Origin of the sequence: Faecalibacillus sp. H12 (assembly GCF_013361255.1) — a bacterium.
Taxonomy (GTDB): Bacteria; Bacillota_I; Bacilli_A; order Erysipelotrichales; family Coprobacillaceae; genus Faecalibacillus; species Faecalibacillus intestinalis.
On sequence record NZ_JABWDK010000001.1, the window covers coordinates 286,314 to 300,233 of the forward strand.

At 29.1% G+C, this 13,920-nt stretch carries 12 protein-coding genes; 11 read left to right on the plus strand and 1 reads right to left on the minus strand.

From position 1 onward, the window contains the following. From HUU89_RS01750 to HUU89_RS01780, 7 genes are all read left to right on the plus strand, one after another. Window positions 1-708, plus strand: coding sequence for a class I SAM-dependent methyltransferase (locus HUU89_RS01750; RefSeq protein WP_175300839.1), 708 nt, complete (start codon window positions 1-3; stop codon window positions 706-708). Then, the gene (locus HUU89_RS01755; RefSeq protein WP_175300840.1) at window positions 708-1,646 is read left to right on the plus strand and encodes an ABC transporter permease; all 939 of its coding nucleotides are present in this window, start codon (window positions 708-710) and stop codon (window positions 1,644-1,646) included. Before HUU89_RS01750 ends, HUU89_RS01755 begins: the two co-directional genes overlap by 1 nt. Further along, the gene (locus HUU89_RS01760; RefSeq protein WP_175300841.1) at window positions 1,624-2,436 is read left to right on the plus strand and encodes an ABC transporter permease; all 813 of its coding nucleotides are present in this window, start codon (window positions 1,624-1,626) and stop codon (window positions 2,434-2,436) included. Before HUU89_RS01755 ends, HUU89_RS01760 begins: the two co-directional genes overlap by 23 nt. Then, window positions 2,433-3,950, plus strand: a complete 1,518-nt coding sequence (locus HUU89_RS01765; RefSeq protein ID WP_175300842.1) for an ABC transporter substrate-binding protein — start codon at window positions 2,433-2,435, stop codon at window positions 3,948-3,950. The genes HUU89_RS01760 and HUU89_RS01765 overlap by 4 nt, the downstream gene beginning before the upstream one ends. Further along, window positions 3,947-4,678: an ABC transporter ATP-binding protein gene (locus tag HUU89_RS01770; protein ID WP_147580059.1), complete on the plus strand. Its 732-nt coding sequence runs from the start codon at window positions 3,947-3,949 to the stop codon at window positions 4,676-4,678. The genes HUU89_RS01765 and HUU89_RS01770 overlap by 4 nt, the downstream gene beginning before the upstream one ends. 13 nt (window positions 4,679-4,691) lie before the next feature. Then, the gene (locus HUU89_RS01775) at window positions 4,692-5,420 is read left to right on the plus strand and encodes an ABC transporter ATP-binding protein (RefSeq protein WP_175300843.1); all 729 of its coding nucleotides are present in this window, start codon (window positions 4,692-4,694) and stop codon (window positions 5,418-5,420) included. A 539-nt stretch (window positions 5,421-5,959) separates the two neighbouring features. Further along, complete coding sequence (locus tag HUU89_RS01780) at window positions 5,960-6,787, plus strand: transposase (protein WP_317992318.1); 828 nt, start codon at window positions 5,960-5,962, stop codon at window positions 6,785-6,787. An 864-nt stretch (window positions 6,788-7,651) separates the two neighbouring features. On the opposite strand, the gene HUU89_RS01785 is transcribed toward HUU89_RS01780, so the two are convergent. Beyond that, a complete protein-coding gene (locus HUU89_RS01785) occupies window positions 7,652-8,419 on the minus strand; it encodes an SDR family NAD(P)-dependent oxidoreductase (protein ID WP_175300844.1) in 768 nt (255 codons plus the stop codon). Window positions 8,420-8,793: 374 nt separating this feature from the next. On the opposite strand from HUU89_RS01785, the gene HUU89_RS01790 reads away from it, so the two are divergent. From HUU89_RS01790 to HUU89_RS01805, 4 genes are read left to right on the plus strand one after another with little or no spacing between them, the layout of a single operon-like run. Then, window positions 8,794-11,061: a pyruvate formate lyase family protein gene (locus HUU89_RS01790; RefSeq protein WP_175300845.1), complete on the plus strand. Its 2,268-nt coding sequence runs from the start codon at window positions 8,794-8,796 to the stop codon at window positions 11,059-11,061. Beyond that, window positions 11,054-11,944: a glycyl-radical enzyme activating protein gene (locus HUU89_RS01795; protein ID WP_175300846.1), complete on the plus strand. Its 891-nt coding sequence runs from the start codon at window positions 11,054-11,056 to the stop codon at window positions 11,942-11,944. The genes HUU89_RS01790 and HUU89_RS01795 overlap by 8 nt, the downstream gene beginning before the upstream one ends. Before the next feature lie 48 nt (window positions 11,945-11,992). Beyond that, window positions 11,993-12,748 carry a DeoR/GlpR family DNA-binding transcription regulator gene (locus HUU89_RS01800; RefSeq protein WP_254697677.1) on the plus strand — a complete coding sequence of 252 codons (756 nt, stop codon included), beginning with the start codon at window positions 11,993-11,995 and terminating at the stop codon, window positions 12,746-12,748. Beyond that, a complete protein-coding gene (locus HUU89_RS01805) occupies window positions 12,735-13,889 on the plus strand; it encodes a helix-turn-helix domain-containing protein (RefSeq protein WP_175300848.1) in 1,155 nt (384 codons plus the stop codon). The genes HUU89_RS01800 and HUU89_RS01805 overlap by 14 nt, the downstream gene beginning before the upstream one ends. Window positions 13,890-13,920 lie beyond the last annotated feature (31 nt).

A 13,920-nucleotide genomic window follows, 5' to 3' on the forward strand; every position in this document is an offset into this window, starting at 1 on the left:
ATGACAAGTCAGTTAAATAAAATTGCAGATTATTGGAATCAACGTTCTTTTGGTTATTCTTTGGATAACCAAGAAGAACTTTTACATGATCAAGAAAAATGGATAGAATTAATAAATTTTTATTTGAAAATAAATAAAGGAATGAAAGTATTAGACTTAGGATGTGGACCAGGCTTTTTTTCTGTCTTACTTGCAAATTATGGATGTCAAGTTATCGGTATTGATTACAGTGACAAAATGTTGGAGGAAGCAAGAAATAATGCAGGTAAATTTAAAGCGAATGTCGAATTTCAAAAAATGGATGTTCAAAATTTAGCTTTTCAGGATGAAACTTTTGATTTGGTTATCACACGTAATGTGACATGGAATTTAGAAAAGCCAGTACAAGCTTATAAGGAAATATTGAGAGTCTTGAAAAATAAAGGGCATCTTTTAAATGTTGATGGTAATCATTATTATCACTATCAAGATCGAGATTATAATAGGTCAGGGCATAGTGACCATCAACATATGGAAGGTATTGATGTTTCTATTATTGATAATATTGCTAAGGAATTAAAGTTATCTTATGTTTTACGTCCTCGATATGATATAGAAATTCTAAAAGAAATTGGTTTTCAACAAGTTGAAAGTCAAATACTTTCTAAAGAAAAAACAAAGGAAGGAAAAGAATTGATTCGTCAATTCTTAATACACGCAATTAAATAATGAAAAGAATTTTATCATTATTTTCAGTTCTTTTCTTGGTAACGCTTGTTACTTTTGTGATGACGGATCTGGCACCTAGTGATAGTGCTGAAATGTATTATTTATCTAAAGGAATTACACCTAGCGAGGAAGTTTTAAATGAAACACGACATGAAATGGGTCTCGATAAAAATATTGTTGTTCGCTATGTTGACTGGTTGAATGATTTTGTTCATGGTGATTTAGGTTATTCTTATCATTATGGACAAGATGTGAATCAACAAATGTTATCAAAGTTACCAAATACTTTAAAATTAGCGATGTTTTCATTTGTTGTTGTTTTAGCTTTTTCGATTCCTTTAGGAATTTATAGTGCTACTCATCGTCATAGTTTGATTAATTCTATTTTAAAAAATATCTCTTTTTTAGGTTTATCTTTACCTAATTTTTGGTTAGCACTTCTTTTAATTCTGCTTTTTTCAGTAAAGATTCAATTGTTTCCTGTTATTAGTGGAAGTAGTTTAAAAGGTCTTGTTTTACCTGTTTGTTGTTTAAGTTTTCCGCTGATTTGTTCTTATACAAGAATGATTCAAAATGCTATTTTAGAACAATTAAATCAAGATTATGTTATTGGACTCAAAGCAAGAGGAATGAAACAATCAGAAATTTTATTAAAGCATGTTTTACCTCATGTTTTTACGACACTTTCTTCTTTATTAGGTCTTTCTATTGGACATTTACTTGGTGGAACAGCAATTATTGAAACGATTTTTTCATATCAAGGTTTAGGTAACATGGTTGTAGAAGCTATTCGTTATCGTGATTATCCAATTATTCAAGCTTATGCAATTTATATGGCATTGATCTATGTTTTTGTTAATCTATTTGTTGATATTTTTCAACAAGTATTAAATCCACGATTAAGGAGGCGTTTCAATGAAAAGAAAGTTAAAAATTGAGATTGGTCTTGCTGTTTTATTATTACTTATTGCTCTATTTGGTTCTTTTTTAGCGCCTTATGATCCTTTAAAAGTTAATTATGATTTTTCTTTACAACCACCAAGTTTCTTACATATTTTTGGTACAGATAAATTAGGAAGAGATGTTTTTAGTCGTATTCTTTGTGGTGCAAAAACTTCTTTTGGTTTGACTTTTTTGATGTTGTTTTTAATTGTTTTTATTGGAATGATTGTTGGCTTAATGGCAGGCTTGTCTAATGATAAAGTTGAATCTTTTTTTAATAATATAATTAATGGATTACTTGCTTTTCCTGATACGATTTTTGCCATTACAATAGTAGGAATCGTCGGGGCAGGTCTCTTTAATACAGTATTTGCTTTAGCACTTATTTGGTGGACAAAATATGCAAGATTGACACTAGCTCTTGTCAAACAAGAAAAGAAAAAGAATTATTTAGTGATGGCCCAAATGTCGGGCGTACCAACACTGCAAAGAGTCATTCGTTATTTATTACCAAATATTTTATCACAAATACTTGTAACAGCTTTTTTAGATATTGGAAATATGATGATTTCACTTGCAGGTTTAAGCTTTTTAGGACTTGCCAGTCAACCACCGCAACCAGAATGGGGAGCGATGCTTTATGAAAGTAAACAATTTATGCAAGTGGCTCCTTGGATGATGTTTTTTCCAGGACTTGTTTTATTTATTTGTGTGCTAATTTTTAATTTATTATCAGAAGATATAAGGGATTATTTAGATCCTAAACATTATGAGGAGAAGTTATGAAGAAAATAAAATTATTACTTTGTTTATTTATGTTAACAACTTTATGTGGATGTTCTAATTCAAACAAAAATGAATCAAGTAAAACACTTAATGCTGCTATGTTTTGGATTTCAACATCTTTAGATCCGACAAATAATTATGATGGTTGGGTTTTAAGTCGCATTGGTGTAGGAGAAACATTGTTAAAACTTAATGAAAAATATGAAGTAGAACCAAGTCTAGCAAAATCCTATGAACAAATTGATGATACAACTTGGAAATTAACTTTAAAAGATGATATTACTTTTTCAAATGGTAAAAAAGTAACAGGAGAAAATGTCAAATCATGTTTAGAAAGAGCTTTTGAAAAAAATACAAGAGCGATTGATTATTTTGATTTAAATCATGTTGAAGCAAAGGGGCAAGATATTTATCTTTATTTAAATAAATCAAGTGGGGCAATCTTAAATAATCTTTGTGAACCACTCTTTACTATTTATGATGCAAGTCAAAGTGAAGAAGATATTGCCAATCATCCTCTTTGTACCGGCCCTTTTGTGGTGGATGATTTTGTTTCAGAAAAAACAATCGATACAAGCAAAAATAAAAAATATTACGATGGTAAAGCAAAACTTGACCATGTTCATTTTAGTCAAGTGGCAGATTCTGATGCACGTGTTTTAGCGTTACAATCGGGTGAAGTTGATCTTGCGAATACGATTGATTATTCAAGTTTAAAATTATTTAGAAATAATAAAGATTATCAGGTTTTAGAAGTTTTAGGGCCACGTACAAATGTTATTTATATGAATAATGAAACAACATTTTTAAGTGATTTAACGATTAGAAAAGCTTTATCTTATAGTGTAAATCGTAAAAGTATTGTTAAATTGATTGGTGGAAAAGAAGCAACTGGTCTTTATTCAAGTGCATTACCTTATGGAGATGTTTCTAATGGCTATAGTCTTAATTTAAAAGAAGCCAATCGTCTTTTAGATGAAGCGGGCTATGTTGATACGAATAATGATGGTATCAGAGAAAAAGATGGACAAGAAATCATTTTAAATTATTATGAAAGTGCGGATCATGGTTCAGCAGATGCAAATATTATTGCGCAATCTATGCAAAGTGAAGCAAAAAAGATTGGTATTAAAATTAAACTTAATCAAGTTGAAAATGTGAATGATATTAAAGCAGCAGGAACTTTTGATTTATGTTCGGCTAATGATTCAAGTGCACCTACAGGTGATCCAGAAATCTTTATTCAACAACGTTATTTATCAACGGGTTCAAGTAATACAGGACGTTATAAAAACTCAAATCTTGATAATTTGATTCAACAATTTTCCACAACTTATGATTTAAAACAAAGACAACAACTTGCTATTCAAGCAAGTGAAATGATTTTAGATGATGCTGCCAATATTTATGTTTCTTATGTTCCTTTAAATACGGTAACTTCTTCTAAGGTCAAAGGAGCTATTTGCCATCCGGTTGATTATTATATGATTACAAAGGATATTGATCTTAAATGAGTATATTAAATTATCAAAATTTAACATTGACTTATAATGAACAAGAAATTTTACATCATATAGATTTAATGATTCCTAAAAATCAAATTACAGTTATTGTCGGTCAAAGTGGTAGTGGAAAATCAACATTACTTAAAGCAACAATGGGATTGTTAAGTGATGATGCAAAAATTATAGAGGGTAAAATTTTATTTGAAGAAGATAATTTATTAGAAAAGGGTTTAGATTGTTATAGAGGAAAAAAAATAGGCATGATTTTTCAAAATCCTTTAACTTATTTTGATGATTATCAAAATATTGAAGAACATTTCTATGAAAGTTTACATACTCATTTTAAATATTCTAAAAAACAGTCAAGAGAAATAGCTATTCATTATTTAAAACAAATGGGGCTAGAAGAAACTATTTTAAACAAGTATCCTTTTGAATTATCAGGAGGAATGGCTCAAAGAGTGATGATTGCTTTAGTATTATGTTTACAACCTTCACTTGTTTTGGCTGATGAACCGACAAGCAGTTTAGATGTCGTTATTCAAAAACAAATTTTAGATTATCTTTTAAATCTAAAAAAACAAACAACTTTTGTGTTTGTAACACATAATATTCAAGTAGCACGTTATATTGCAGATCAAATAGTTGTTATTAAAGATGGAATGATTGTAGAAAAAGGAAATGTAGAGACTCTTTTTAATGCTCCTAAGCATCCCTATACAAAGTCACTATTATGAAAGGAAAAGAATAATGCGTTTATTTGAAGCTAAAGATCTTACAAAAAAATACGATAAGACTGTTTTAAATCATCTTGATTTTAGCATTGATGAAGGTGAAGTTGTTGGTATTATTGGTGTTAGTGGATGTGGAAAAAGTACCCTTGCAAGACTTGTTTCAGGTATTGAAAAACCTTCTTCAGGTTCTTTATTATATCAAGGAAAAACAGTTGATTTTAAAAAGAGTCGTAAAGATATACAACTTATTCTTCAAAATCCAATTGAAAGCTTTTCGCCACGAATGAAAATCAAACAGTTTCTTTATGAACCTTATCATTATTTTTATCATTTAAATAAAAAAGAAGTGATGACTGCTATTAAAAAGATATTAGAACAAGTAAGTATGGATGAGGCTTGTTTGGGAAAATATCCTCATGAATTAAGCGGAGGACAGTTACAAAGAATATCAATTGCTAGAGCATTGATTATACAACCCCAATTACTTATTTGTGATGAAATTACCAGCAGTCTCGATCAAGTGATTCAAAGAGATATTATCGAATTATTAAAACAATGTGTTTATAAATATCATATGGCTATTCTTTTCGTTAGTCATGATCTCTCATTGGTTCATGAGTTTTGTCATCAGGTTCTTGTTTTAAATGATGGAAAAATCATAGAAAAAGGAACAATACAACAATTATATAAAAGTAAAAATGAGGTTGTACAAGATTTATTGAGTGCAGCATATTTAAATGGTTAAGGATACAGAGCAATGTCATTAAGTTAAGACGTTTTTATAAGAATTCCTATATTTAATAAAATATAGGAGTTCTTTTTTTATTATCTACTGACATGATTTTGATTTTGTGCGGCTTATAATGAATATTTTTTATAATCATTATAAGCCCTTTTTAGTAGGTGTATTTTTCAAAGGAGCTTATCTATGTCAAATAAAAATACTAAAATTGCCTACTATTCCCCAAAATGGATTTCTCGTCGATTGGATGATGTTATTGATTCTACTGTAGAGTCTATTGGATGTTTTTGCGTTGATCCAGTTTCTAATTTTACCAGAAGTCGTATTCTTACCCCTAAAACCCTTATTAAATCTATTTTGGTCTGCAGGCTCATTCTTTATCAGGTGAAATTTCTGATTATTTTACTTCTTCAGAAACTGATATCCCATCAGTATCTGCTGTTTCTCAACGTCGAGATCTGTTATATCCTGAAATTTTTAAATCTATCAACAGAAGATTCCTTTCTTTCATTGATAATCTGTCTACATTAAATGGCTACTATATTCTTGCACAGGATGGCTCTGATATCAATCTGCCTTTTTTACAGGATGATACTCAAATTTCTTATGGTCAGGACTCTGTTGTTTGTCAATATCACATGAATGCCTTATATGACTGTATCAATCATGTATTCTGGAAATCAAGAATTGATCTGCCAACCAAAAAAAGTGAAGTAAATGCACTGATTGATTTTATCAATCATCGTAATTATCCTCAAAATTCGATTATTACAGCTGACAGAGGCTATGAAAGTTATAATCTTATAGCTCATTGTATTGAAAACAATCAATTTGTATTTGTTCCTTCAACTTCTGTTTTTGATTGTCTTGATGCCTGTAATCCCTTCTACAATCTTAGTTTTGGAATCGTAAGATTTAAAATAGCTGATGATAAATATGAAACATTGGTTTCCAATCTTGATGAGAATGAATTCAAACTAGATGATTTCAAAGATCTTTACCATCTTAGATGGAATGAAGAAACTGCATTCTATTATCTCAAACACGCAGTTGGCATGCTTTATTTCCATTGTAGAAAAAGACAGCATATACAACAGGAAATATATGCATCAATTTTGTTTTACAACTATGCAAATTTGATCATTCAAAATATAAAAAAGAAGATGGAACTAAAAAAGACAAAGTACATATACGATATCAATGTAAGATCGGCATTGACCAATATAAGAAATTATTTTCGTAATCAAATAAAAGAATCCATCCTGATCAGAAACATAAAAAAATATCTGACCCCATCGAGGCCAGATAGAAACGTTCAACGTTCTATGAAACGACAATCTGCTAAGGCGTTAAATAATAGAACAAGTTGACAGAGTTATTCTAACATATTTTTTCTAGATATCACAAATTTTTTGAGCCTGGACACAGGTTCTTTTGAAGTGCGTCAAACATAAGATAACAAGCTCAAATATTTAGGATAAAACAAAAAAGAACAGAACATAGAAATATGTCTGTCCTTAACTTAACATAAATAGATCTCTATTTTATACAATATCATCTTAACTTAATGACATTGACATAGGAATTTCATCTTTTTTAGTATAAAACGAAAAAAAGATGATTACTAAGATATACTCAGTAATCATTTTACTGTTTATATAGATAAATTGGAAGGTAGTGTATTTGCGCTATTTAATATAGATTTTTGACACTACCGAAAAAAGTGGGAGGGTAAGAAAAAAAGCGGGAAGAAAATTCTTTGTATATCAACGAGTTAGAGTTTTCGAACCGCCTGATTCTTTACATAAGACCCTGACTATATTAATAGTTACCGTAGAATTGGACATTCTAAAAGTTCTAGGATATCTTGCATGTCTGATAAGACATCCAGAATGTTTACAGCTGGGCATTTTAAGGTCATAAGATCTGTCTGATCAATAATATTATCGTAGGTATCTTGAGTAAAGGTATTGTTATTTTCATAATATAATGTTATCATACACGTGTGTTGGGGAATCAGTATTCCAAAGATTGGCGTTAGAGGAAACTGCTTTTCCTTTCTTTTTTTATCAAAAATAACATAAAGGCATAACATTTAATATGATTTAGATTCATTCATATTTCTTGTTATGCCTTTTATATTTAATTTGATTAGATTTGTATAAATAGCTACTAATTAAAGTGCCGTTCAACATTTAGCTTTTTGTTTACGTGATAATATAATCATTAAAAAATCACTTTGAAAATTGACCTTCTAATGCTCCTCCATCAATAGATAAATTTAAACCTGTAATCATGGACGCTTTATCTGAAATTAAAAAGACAACTGCATCAGCTTGTTCCTCAGGTTTACATAATCTTCCCATTGGTACTCCAGAAGCCATTATTAATTCTTGCTCAGGTAACATTTGGAAATAAGACTCAAGAGTTGGAGTCATCGTAGTTCCAGGTGAAATTGAATTTACTCTAATGCCTAATGGTCCTCCTTCCATTGCCGCTGCTCTTGTCATATTAATAACACCTGCTTTAGCTGTAGCATAAGGTAATAAATTTCCAACGCTTGTCATGCCTGTTTCAGAAACAGTGTTAACAATAGAACCACCGGTTTTTTTCATAGCTAAGAATTCATGTTTAATACAATAGTAAGTTCCATAAACATCAACTTTCATTACTTTATCGAATTCTTCATTAGAAATATTTGTTAGCGGAGAGGGATTGTTTGAAATACCTGCATTATTATGAGCAAAATCAATTTTTCCAAAAGATGATATAGTTGCATCAATTAATTTTTTAACATCCTCTTCTTTAGAAATATCACAACTACAGTATTGTGCTATTCCTCCTGATTCTTCAATAATTTTTACAGTTTCTATAATACCACTTTCTAAAATATCAGAAAACATTACTTTCGCACCTTCTTTTGCTAAAGTGATAGCACTAGCTCTACCAATACCGCTACCTGCGCCGGTAACTAAACCACATTTTCCATTTAATAAATTCATATTAATATTTCCTGGTATTTTTTGAAAGATTGAAAATTAAATATGTTCATTATAATAAAGAATTGTATTTTTTGGCTAATTTTATTATTTCGGGTTTTCTAGCTAATGTGCATCTTCGTTTAAAAAATGAAAAAGATTTTTCTTTAGAATCATTAGCTAAGATAGTATTATCTTATATTGCATGAACTTTTGTTCTTATCTTCAATTTTGATTTAAATAGAAGGCAATAATATTAAAAGATGATTAAAAATGAATAAAGTAGAATAATAATGAATAAATATGATTGACTTAAAAAATGACAGGTGCTATATTGAAAGTGTAAAAAATTATTCTTGTTAATGTTCATTACAAATACAATTAAGGAGAATAAGAAAATGGCAAAAATTAATATTGATGGGGTACAAAATGCCGAAGTCAGCATTAAGATTCCTTGTGAAAAAAGACCTCAAGAACAATTAGAAATCATGGAGGAATATACAAGAGTTTATCAAGAAAGTTTATCTTTAGATAAGGCAAAAAGAGAAATTAATTGTTTAAAAGTGATTTATCCAACACTTTTTAGATCTATTGAAGAAACAGATTTAATTGCTGGAAGATTAGATTTTTTACCAATCGGTTTTGGTTGTGTAACAAGTGTGGGTGGAGTTGGACATTATTGTGTTTTTCATAAGTTAAGAGCCTTTAAAGAAACACTTTCAACTGATGAAGAAAAAAAACGTGTTGATGTTCTTTATGGTTTTTGGCAAGATCATGATGTTAAAGCACTTTATTGTCAAGATATTTTAAATGAAACAACGACAGGGCGTTTTATTGATTGTAAGTATCCTTTTATGGCAACGGCGAGATTAAGTGGAATGATGTTGGATTATCAAAAACTTATGAAGTATGGTATTAATGGATTAATTGATTTATTAAAATCAAAAGAATCAAATGATTTTATTGAAGCTTCTATTGAAGCAATGGAACTTTTAAAAGATGTCATTCGAAAACAAAAAGAATTTGTTTTAAAAGCTAAAGAAACAGCATCTAGTTCAAGAAGTAAAGATTTAGATTTGATGTATGAAAGTTTAGATTATATTTTAGAAAATAAACCAAAAACTTTCCATCAAGCTTTACAACTTTTTTGGATTTATGCTTTATGTGCAGGTGTTATAAATTATGGACGTATGGATATTGTCTTAGGTCCTTATTTAAAAAGAGATATTGATGAAGGTCGTTTAACTGAAGATGAAGCATATCGTTATTTAAAATCATTATGGCTTATGATTGAAAATAGAAGAACAACAGTCAATGGTCGTATTATTGTTGGTGGTTATGGTAGAGAAAATGAAGAAGCCTGTGATTTATTTGCCCGTCTTTGTTTAAAAGTGTGTAAAGATACCCGTTATGTAGAACCTCAATTTACTTTACGTTTTAATAAAGAAACACCAAAAGATATTATGGAAATGGCTTATGATTGTATTGCGAGTGGGGCAACTTATCCAACTCTTTATAATGATGATGTCAATGTCCCAGCGGTAGAATATGCTATGAGAGTTGATCACGAAACAGCTATGCAATATATTCCATTTGGGTGTGGAGAATTTGTGATTCAAGGTAAAAGTGTAGGAACACCAAATACTTTATTGAATTTAGTGAAGATTATGCAAATTGCATTAAATGAAGGATATGATCCTTTTGATCATATTTATAAAGCAGGATATTTAAAATTAAAACCAATTGATGATTTAAAAACATTTGATGATTTCTATAATCAATATAAAAAGGTTCTTGATTACTATTTTGATTTAAGTGTTGAAGCACAACTTCATAGTTATCAAGTGATGAATGAAGAAGTTTCATTCTTATTTACCTCTATTTTAATGGATGATTGTATTAATCGTAGAAAAGCATTGTTAGATGGTGGTGTTGAAATTCTTGGTGGTACTAATGAAACATATGGAAATATTAATTCTTCAGATGCTTTATTTGCTATTAAAAAACTTGTTTATGAACAAAAGAAATATACGTTAAGTGAACTTAATGAAGCAGCATTACATGATTTTAAAGGTTATGAAATGATTCAAAAAGATATTTTAAATATTCCTAAATATGGAAATGATGACAAGGAATGTGATGAAATGGCTAATGATCTTTATGAATATGTTGCTAAAGGTATTCGTCAAAGAGGAATAGATCATCATATGGGTTATTATCTCATTGTTATTAGTAATAACCAAACAAATACTGATTGGGGACATCAAACAGATGCTTCTTTAGATGGTAGAAATAGAGGCGTTTATATGAATCCAGCCAACAATCCTCAAGGTGGATGTGCAAAAAGTGGACCAACAGCAGTTCTTAATTCACTTGCAAAATTTGATGCTAAATACCATGGTGGTAGTGTTCAAAATATGAAATTTACACCTCGTATGATGAAAGAAGATAAAGAAAAAGTACAACTTTTATTTGATACGTATTTCAAAAAAGGTGGTTGTCAATTAATGGTCACAGTGGTTGATCATGGGGTGCTTGAAGATGCTCAAAAACATCCTGAAAAATATCCAGATCTTATTGTTCGTGTTGCGGGTTATAGTGCGGTTTTTGTGAATTTAACACCAGATATTCAACAAGAATTGCTTTCACGTACACTTTATGATTAATGTTTTTAATATTGAAAAATTCGCAACACATGATGGACCAGGTATTCGTACAACGATTTTTTTAAAAGGTTGTCCGCTTCATTGTCCGTGGTGTGCTAATCCTGAATCATGGTCGATTCAACCCGTTTTAATGTATGACGTACGTAAATGCCAACATTGTTTAAGATGTGTCAACAATTGTCAACAACATGCTTTATCTTTAGAAAATGGTTTTTCTTATCAAAAGGATAAGTGTATTCATTGTCATCAATGTGAACAAATATGTTTAAGTGAGGCTATTTCTTTTGCTGGAAAAGAAATGGAAATAGAAGATATTGTAAAAGAAGTATTAAAAGATAAAGATTATTTTGAAAATAGTCAAGGTGGTGTGACTATTTCTGGTGGAGAGCCTTTCCTTCAATTTGAAAACTTTTTAAAATTAATTAAACAATTAAAACAAGAAGGTTTGCATGTTGCAATAGAAACAACAGGGAACTATTCACAAGACTATTTAGAAAAAGCATTACCTTATATTGATTTATTTCTTTTTGATATTAAACATATCAATGAAAAAAAGTTAAAAGAAGTTACAGGTGGAAACTTGAAAATCATCATGGATAATTTCAAATATCTTTTAAAGAAAGTACCAGAAAAAGTTGTGATGCGTGTACCGGTGATTCCTGGATTTAATGATGATGTGATCTATGATATAATTGATCTAGCATGTTTTTTAAATGTTAAAGAAATTAATTTATTGCCTTATCATTCTTTAGGTAAAAATAAATGGGAACAGCTTCAAAAAGAATACTTTAATAATGATTTAAAAATGATGAATAAAGATGAATTAGAAAAATATCAACATTATGTTGAAAATAAACCAATAAAATTAAAGATAGGAGGATAGGATATTGCTTAGCGATATCCTTTATAAAATATGTTAAATAAAGAGCGCATGTATAAAATTATGACTTTATTAAATGAACAAGGTTTTGTTTCTGTTAAAGAACTAATGGAAAAATTACAAGTTTCACGTTCTTCTATTATGCGAGATTTAATTGAACTTGAAAATCAAGGACTTATTCAAAGGGAACATGGAGGTGCGAGTTTAAAAAATATAGAAACTCCAACTCTTTCAAGTTTAAATGAAATTCCTGTGAGTCATAAAGAAACATTGAATGTTGAACAAAAAAAATTAATTTGTAAAGAAGCAGCGAAAAAGATTCATGATGGGGATTGTATCTATATTGATTCAGGCACGACACCTGTTTATTTACTTCCTTATATTGTCAATAAACATATTAAGATTGCGACAGCAAGTACGTATCTTATTAGAAAAATACCAGAAAGTTTTAAAGGAGATATTTATTTATTGGGTGGAGAATTTAATAAAGACTATGATATGTCTTATGGTCCTTTAACTTTACAAATGATTAAACAATTCAATTTTGATCATGCTTTCTTTAGTACGAATGGAGTTTCTTTAAAAACAGGGGAAGTCAATATCTTTGAGTTTTCAATAGGGGCTGTAAAACGTGAAATCATGAAACGTTCTTTGAATAATCATTTACTCATTGATGATTCAAAATTTGTCGTTAAAGCGCTTTGTACATGGGCCAATACGGATGAATTTAATACTGTCTATGTCAATGATTTTAAACATGATCTAGAATTACCTGATAATTATTATTTATGTTATGAAGATAAGTAGTGAACTGCTTCAACAATGTTGTAAACAATTATATGAATTGTATCACTATCAAATTATTTTTATAGATCATGATAATCATTGTTTAAATGATGATTATAGTTTAAATATGATACCACCTTATTATAGTAATCTTGTTGATTATTTTAATGATTTATATAAAGACTCCTATGAAGAAATCATTCAATCATCTGAAGGACTTTCTTATCTTCATATTGTTTTAGAAGCAGGTAGATTTATCATAGGGCCTGTTTTACTTAAAGAATATAGTGCAAATGAAATCAAAAAAATGTATGAAGGTAAAGACTACGATTATCTTTTATTAAAGAACTATTATAAAAGTATTCCTAAACAAACATTAAAAAATTTAAAAACTTTTATTCCTCTTTATAAAAATATTATTCAAGAATATTTTAAAGAAGACTATCAACAAGAATTACAATTATTAAGAAATGAGGATATTGAAAAACAAAAGGAATATGCACATTTAGGTTATAATACAGATAAAATTTTGATTGAATGTGTTAAAAATGGTTATCCTCATGAAATTAAAAGATTTTTAAATGATTATTATCAATATAGTGGAAAAAGAGAACTTTTAAAAGGAACGATTCGAGATCGTCGAGATTTTTCTATTTCTTATATTTCAATGCTTTGTTATGGGGCAATTGAAGGTGGAATGGATTATGATTATGTAAGTTCTTTAAATTTAAAATATATTCGTTTAATTGAACGTAAACAAACTTCTAGAGAATTAGAACAATTGGAGATAGATATTCTCTATGACCTAGCAAAAGCAGTTAGAAAAATCAAAGATCAAGGTTATACAAAATTGATTAGAAATGTTAAAGACTATATCAAGGAAAATATCGCTCTTGATTTAAAAGTTCAAGAGATTGCAGATAAATTTCATCTGGAAAAGAAATATTTAGCAACGCGTTTTAAAGAAGAAACAAAAGAAACGATGAAAAAATATATTCAACGTAAAAAAATAGAAGAAGCAAAACGCATTATGCAATCAAGTACCATGTCTTTAATAGAGATTGCTTCTATTTTATCATTTTATGATCAAAGTCATTTTTCAAAAGTATTTAAAGATATAGAGGGAATGACCCCGAAACAATATTATCAAAAAGTAAAATAAAAAAACTTTCCACATAAACTGAAATTTATCT

Coding starts and splice junctions, on each gene's coding strand:
- HUU89_RS01750 (WP_175300839.1), top strand. CDS start 1: ATGACAAGTCAGTTAAATAAAATTGCAGATTATTGGAATCAACGTTCT.
- HUU89_RS01765 (WP_175300842.1), top strand. CDS start 2,433: ATGAAGAAAATAAAATTATTACTTTGTTTATTTATGTTAACAACTTTA.
- HUU89_RS01805 (WP_175300848.1), top strand. CDS start 12,735: ATGAAGATAAGTAGTGAACTGCTTCAACAATGTTGTAAACAATTATAT.
- HUU89_RS01785 (WP_175300844.1), bottom strand. CDS start 8,419: ATGAATTTATTAAATGGAAAATGTGGTTTAGTTACCGGCGCAGGTAGC.
- HUU89_RS01755 (WP_175300840.1), top strand. CDS start 708: ATGAAAAGAATTTTATCATTATTTTCAGTTCTTTTCTTGGTAACGCTT.
- HUU89_RS01800 (WP_254697677.1), top strand. CDS start 11,993: ATGTATAAAATTATGACTTTATTAAATGAACAAGGTTTTGTTTCTGTT.
- HUU89_RS01790 (WP_175300845.1), top strand. CDS start 8,794: ATGGCAAAAATTAATATTGATGGGGTACAAAATGCCGAAGTCAGCATT.
- HUU89_RS01775 (WP_175300843.1), top strand. CDS start 4,692: ATGCGTTTATTTGAAGCTAAAGATCTTACAAAAAAATACGATAAGACT.
- HUU89_RS01760 (WP_175300841.1), top strand. CDS start 1,624: ATGAAAAGAAAGTTAAAAATTGAGATTGGTCTTGCTGTTTTATTATTA.
- HUU89_RS01795 (WP_175300846.1), top strand. CDS start 11,054: ATGATTAATGTTTTTAATATTGAAAAATTCGCAACACATGATGGACCA.
- HUU89_RS01770 (WP_147580059.1), top strand. CDS start 3,947: ATGAGTATATTAAATTATCAAAATTTAACATTGACTTATAATGAACAA.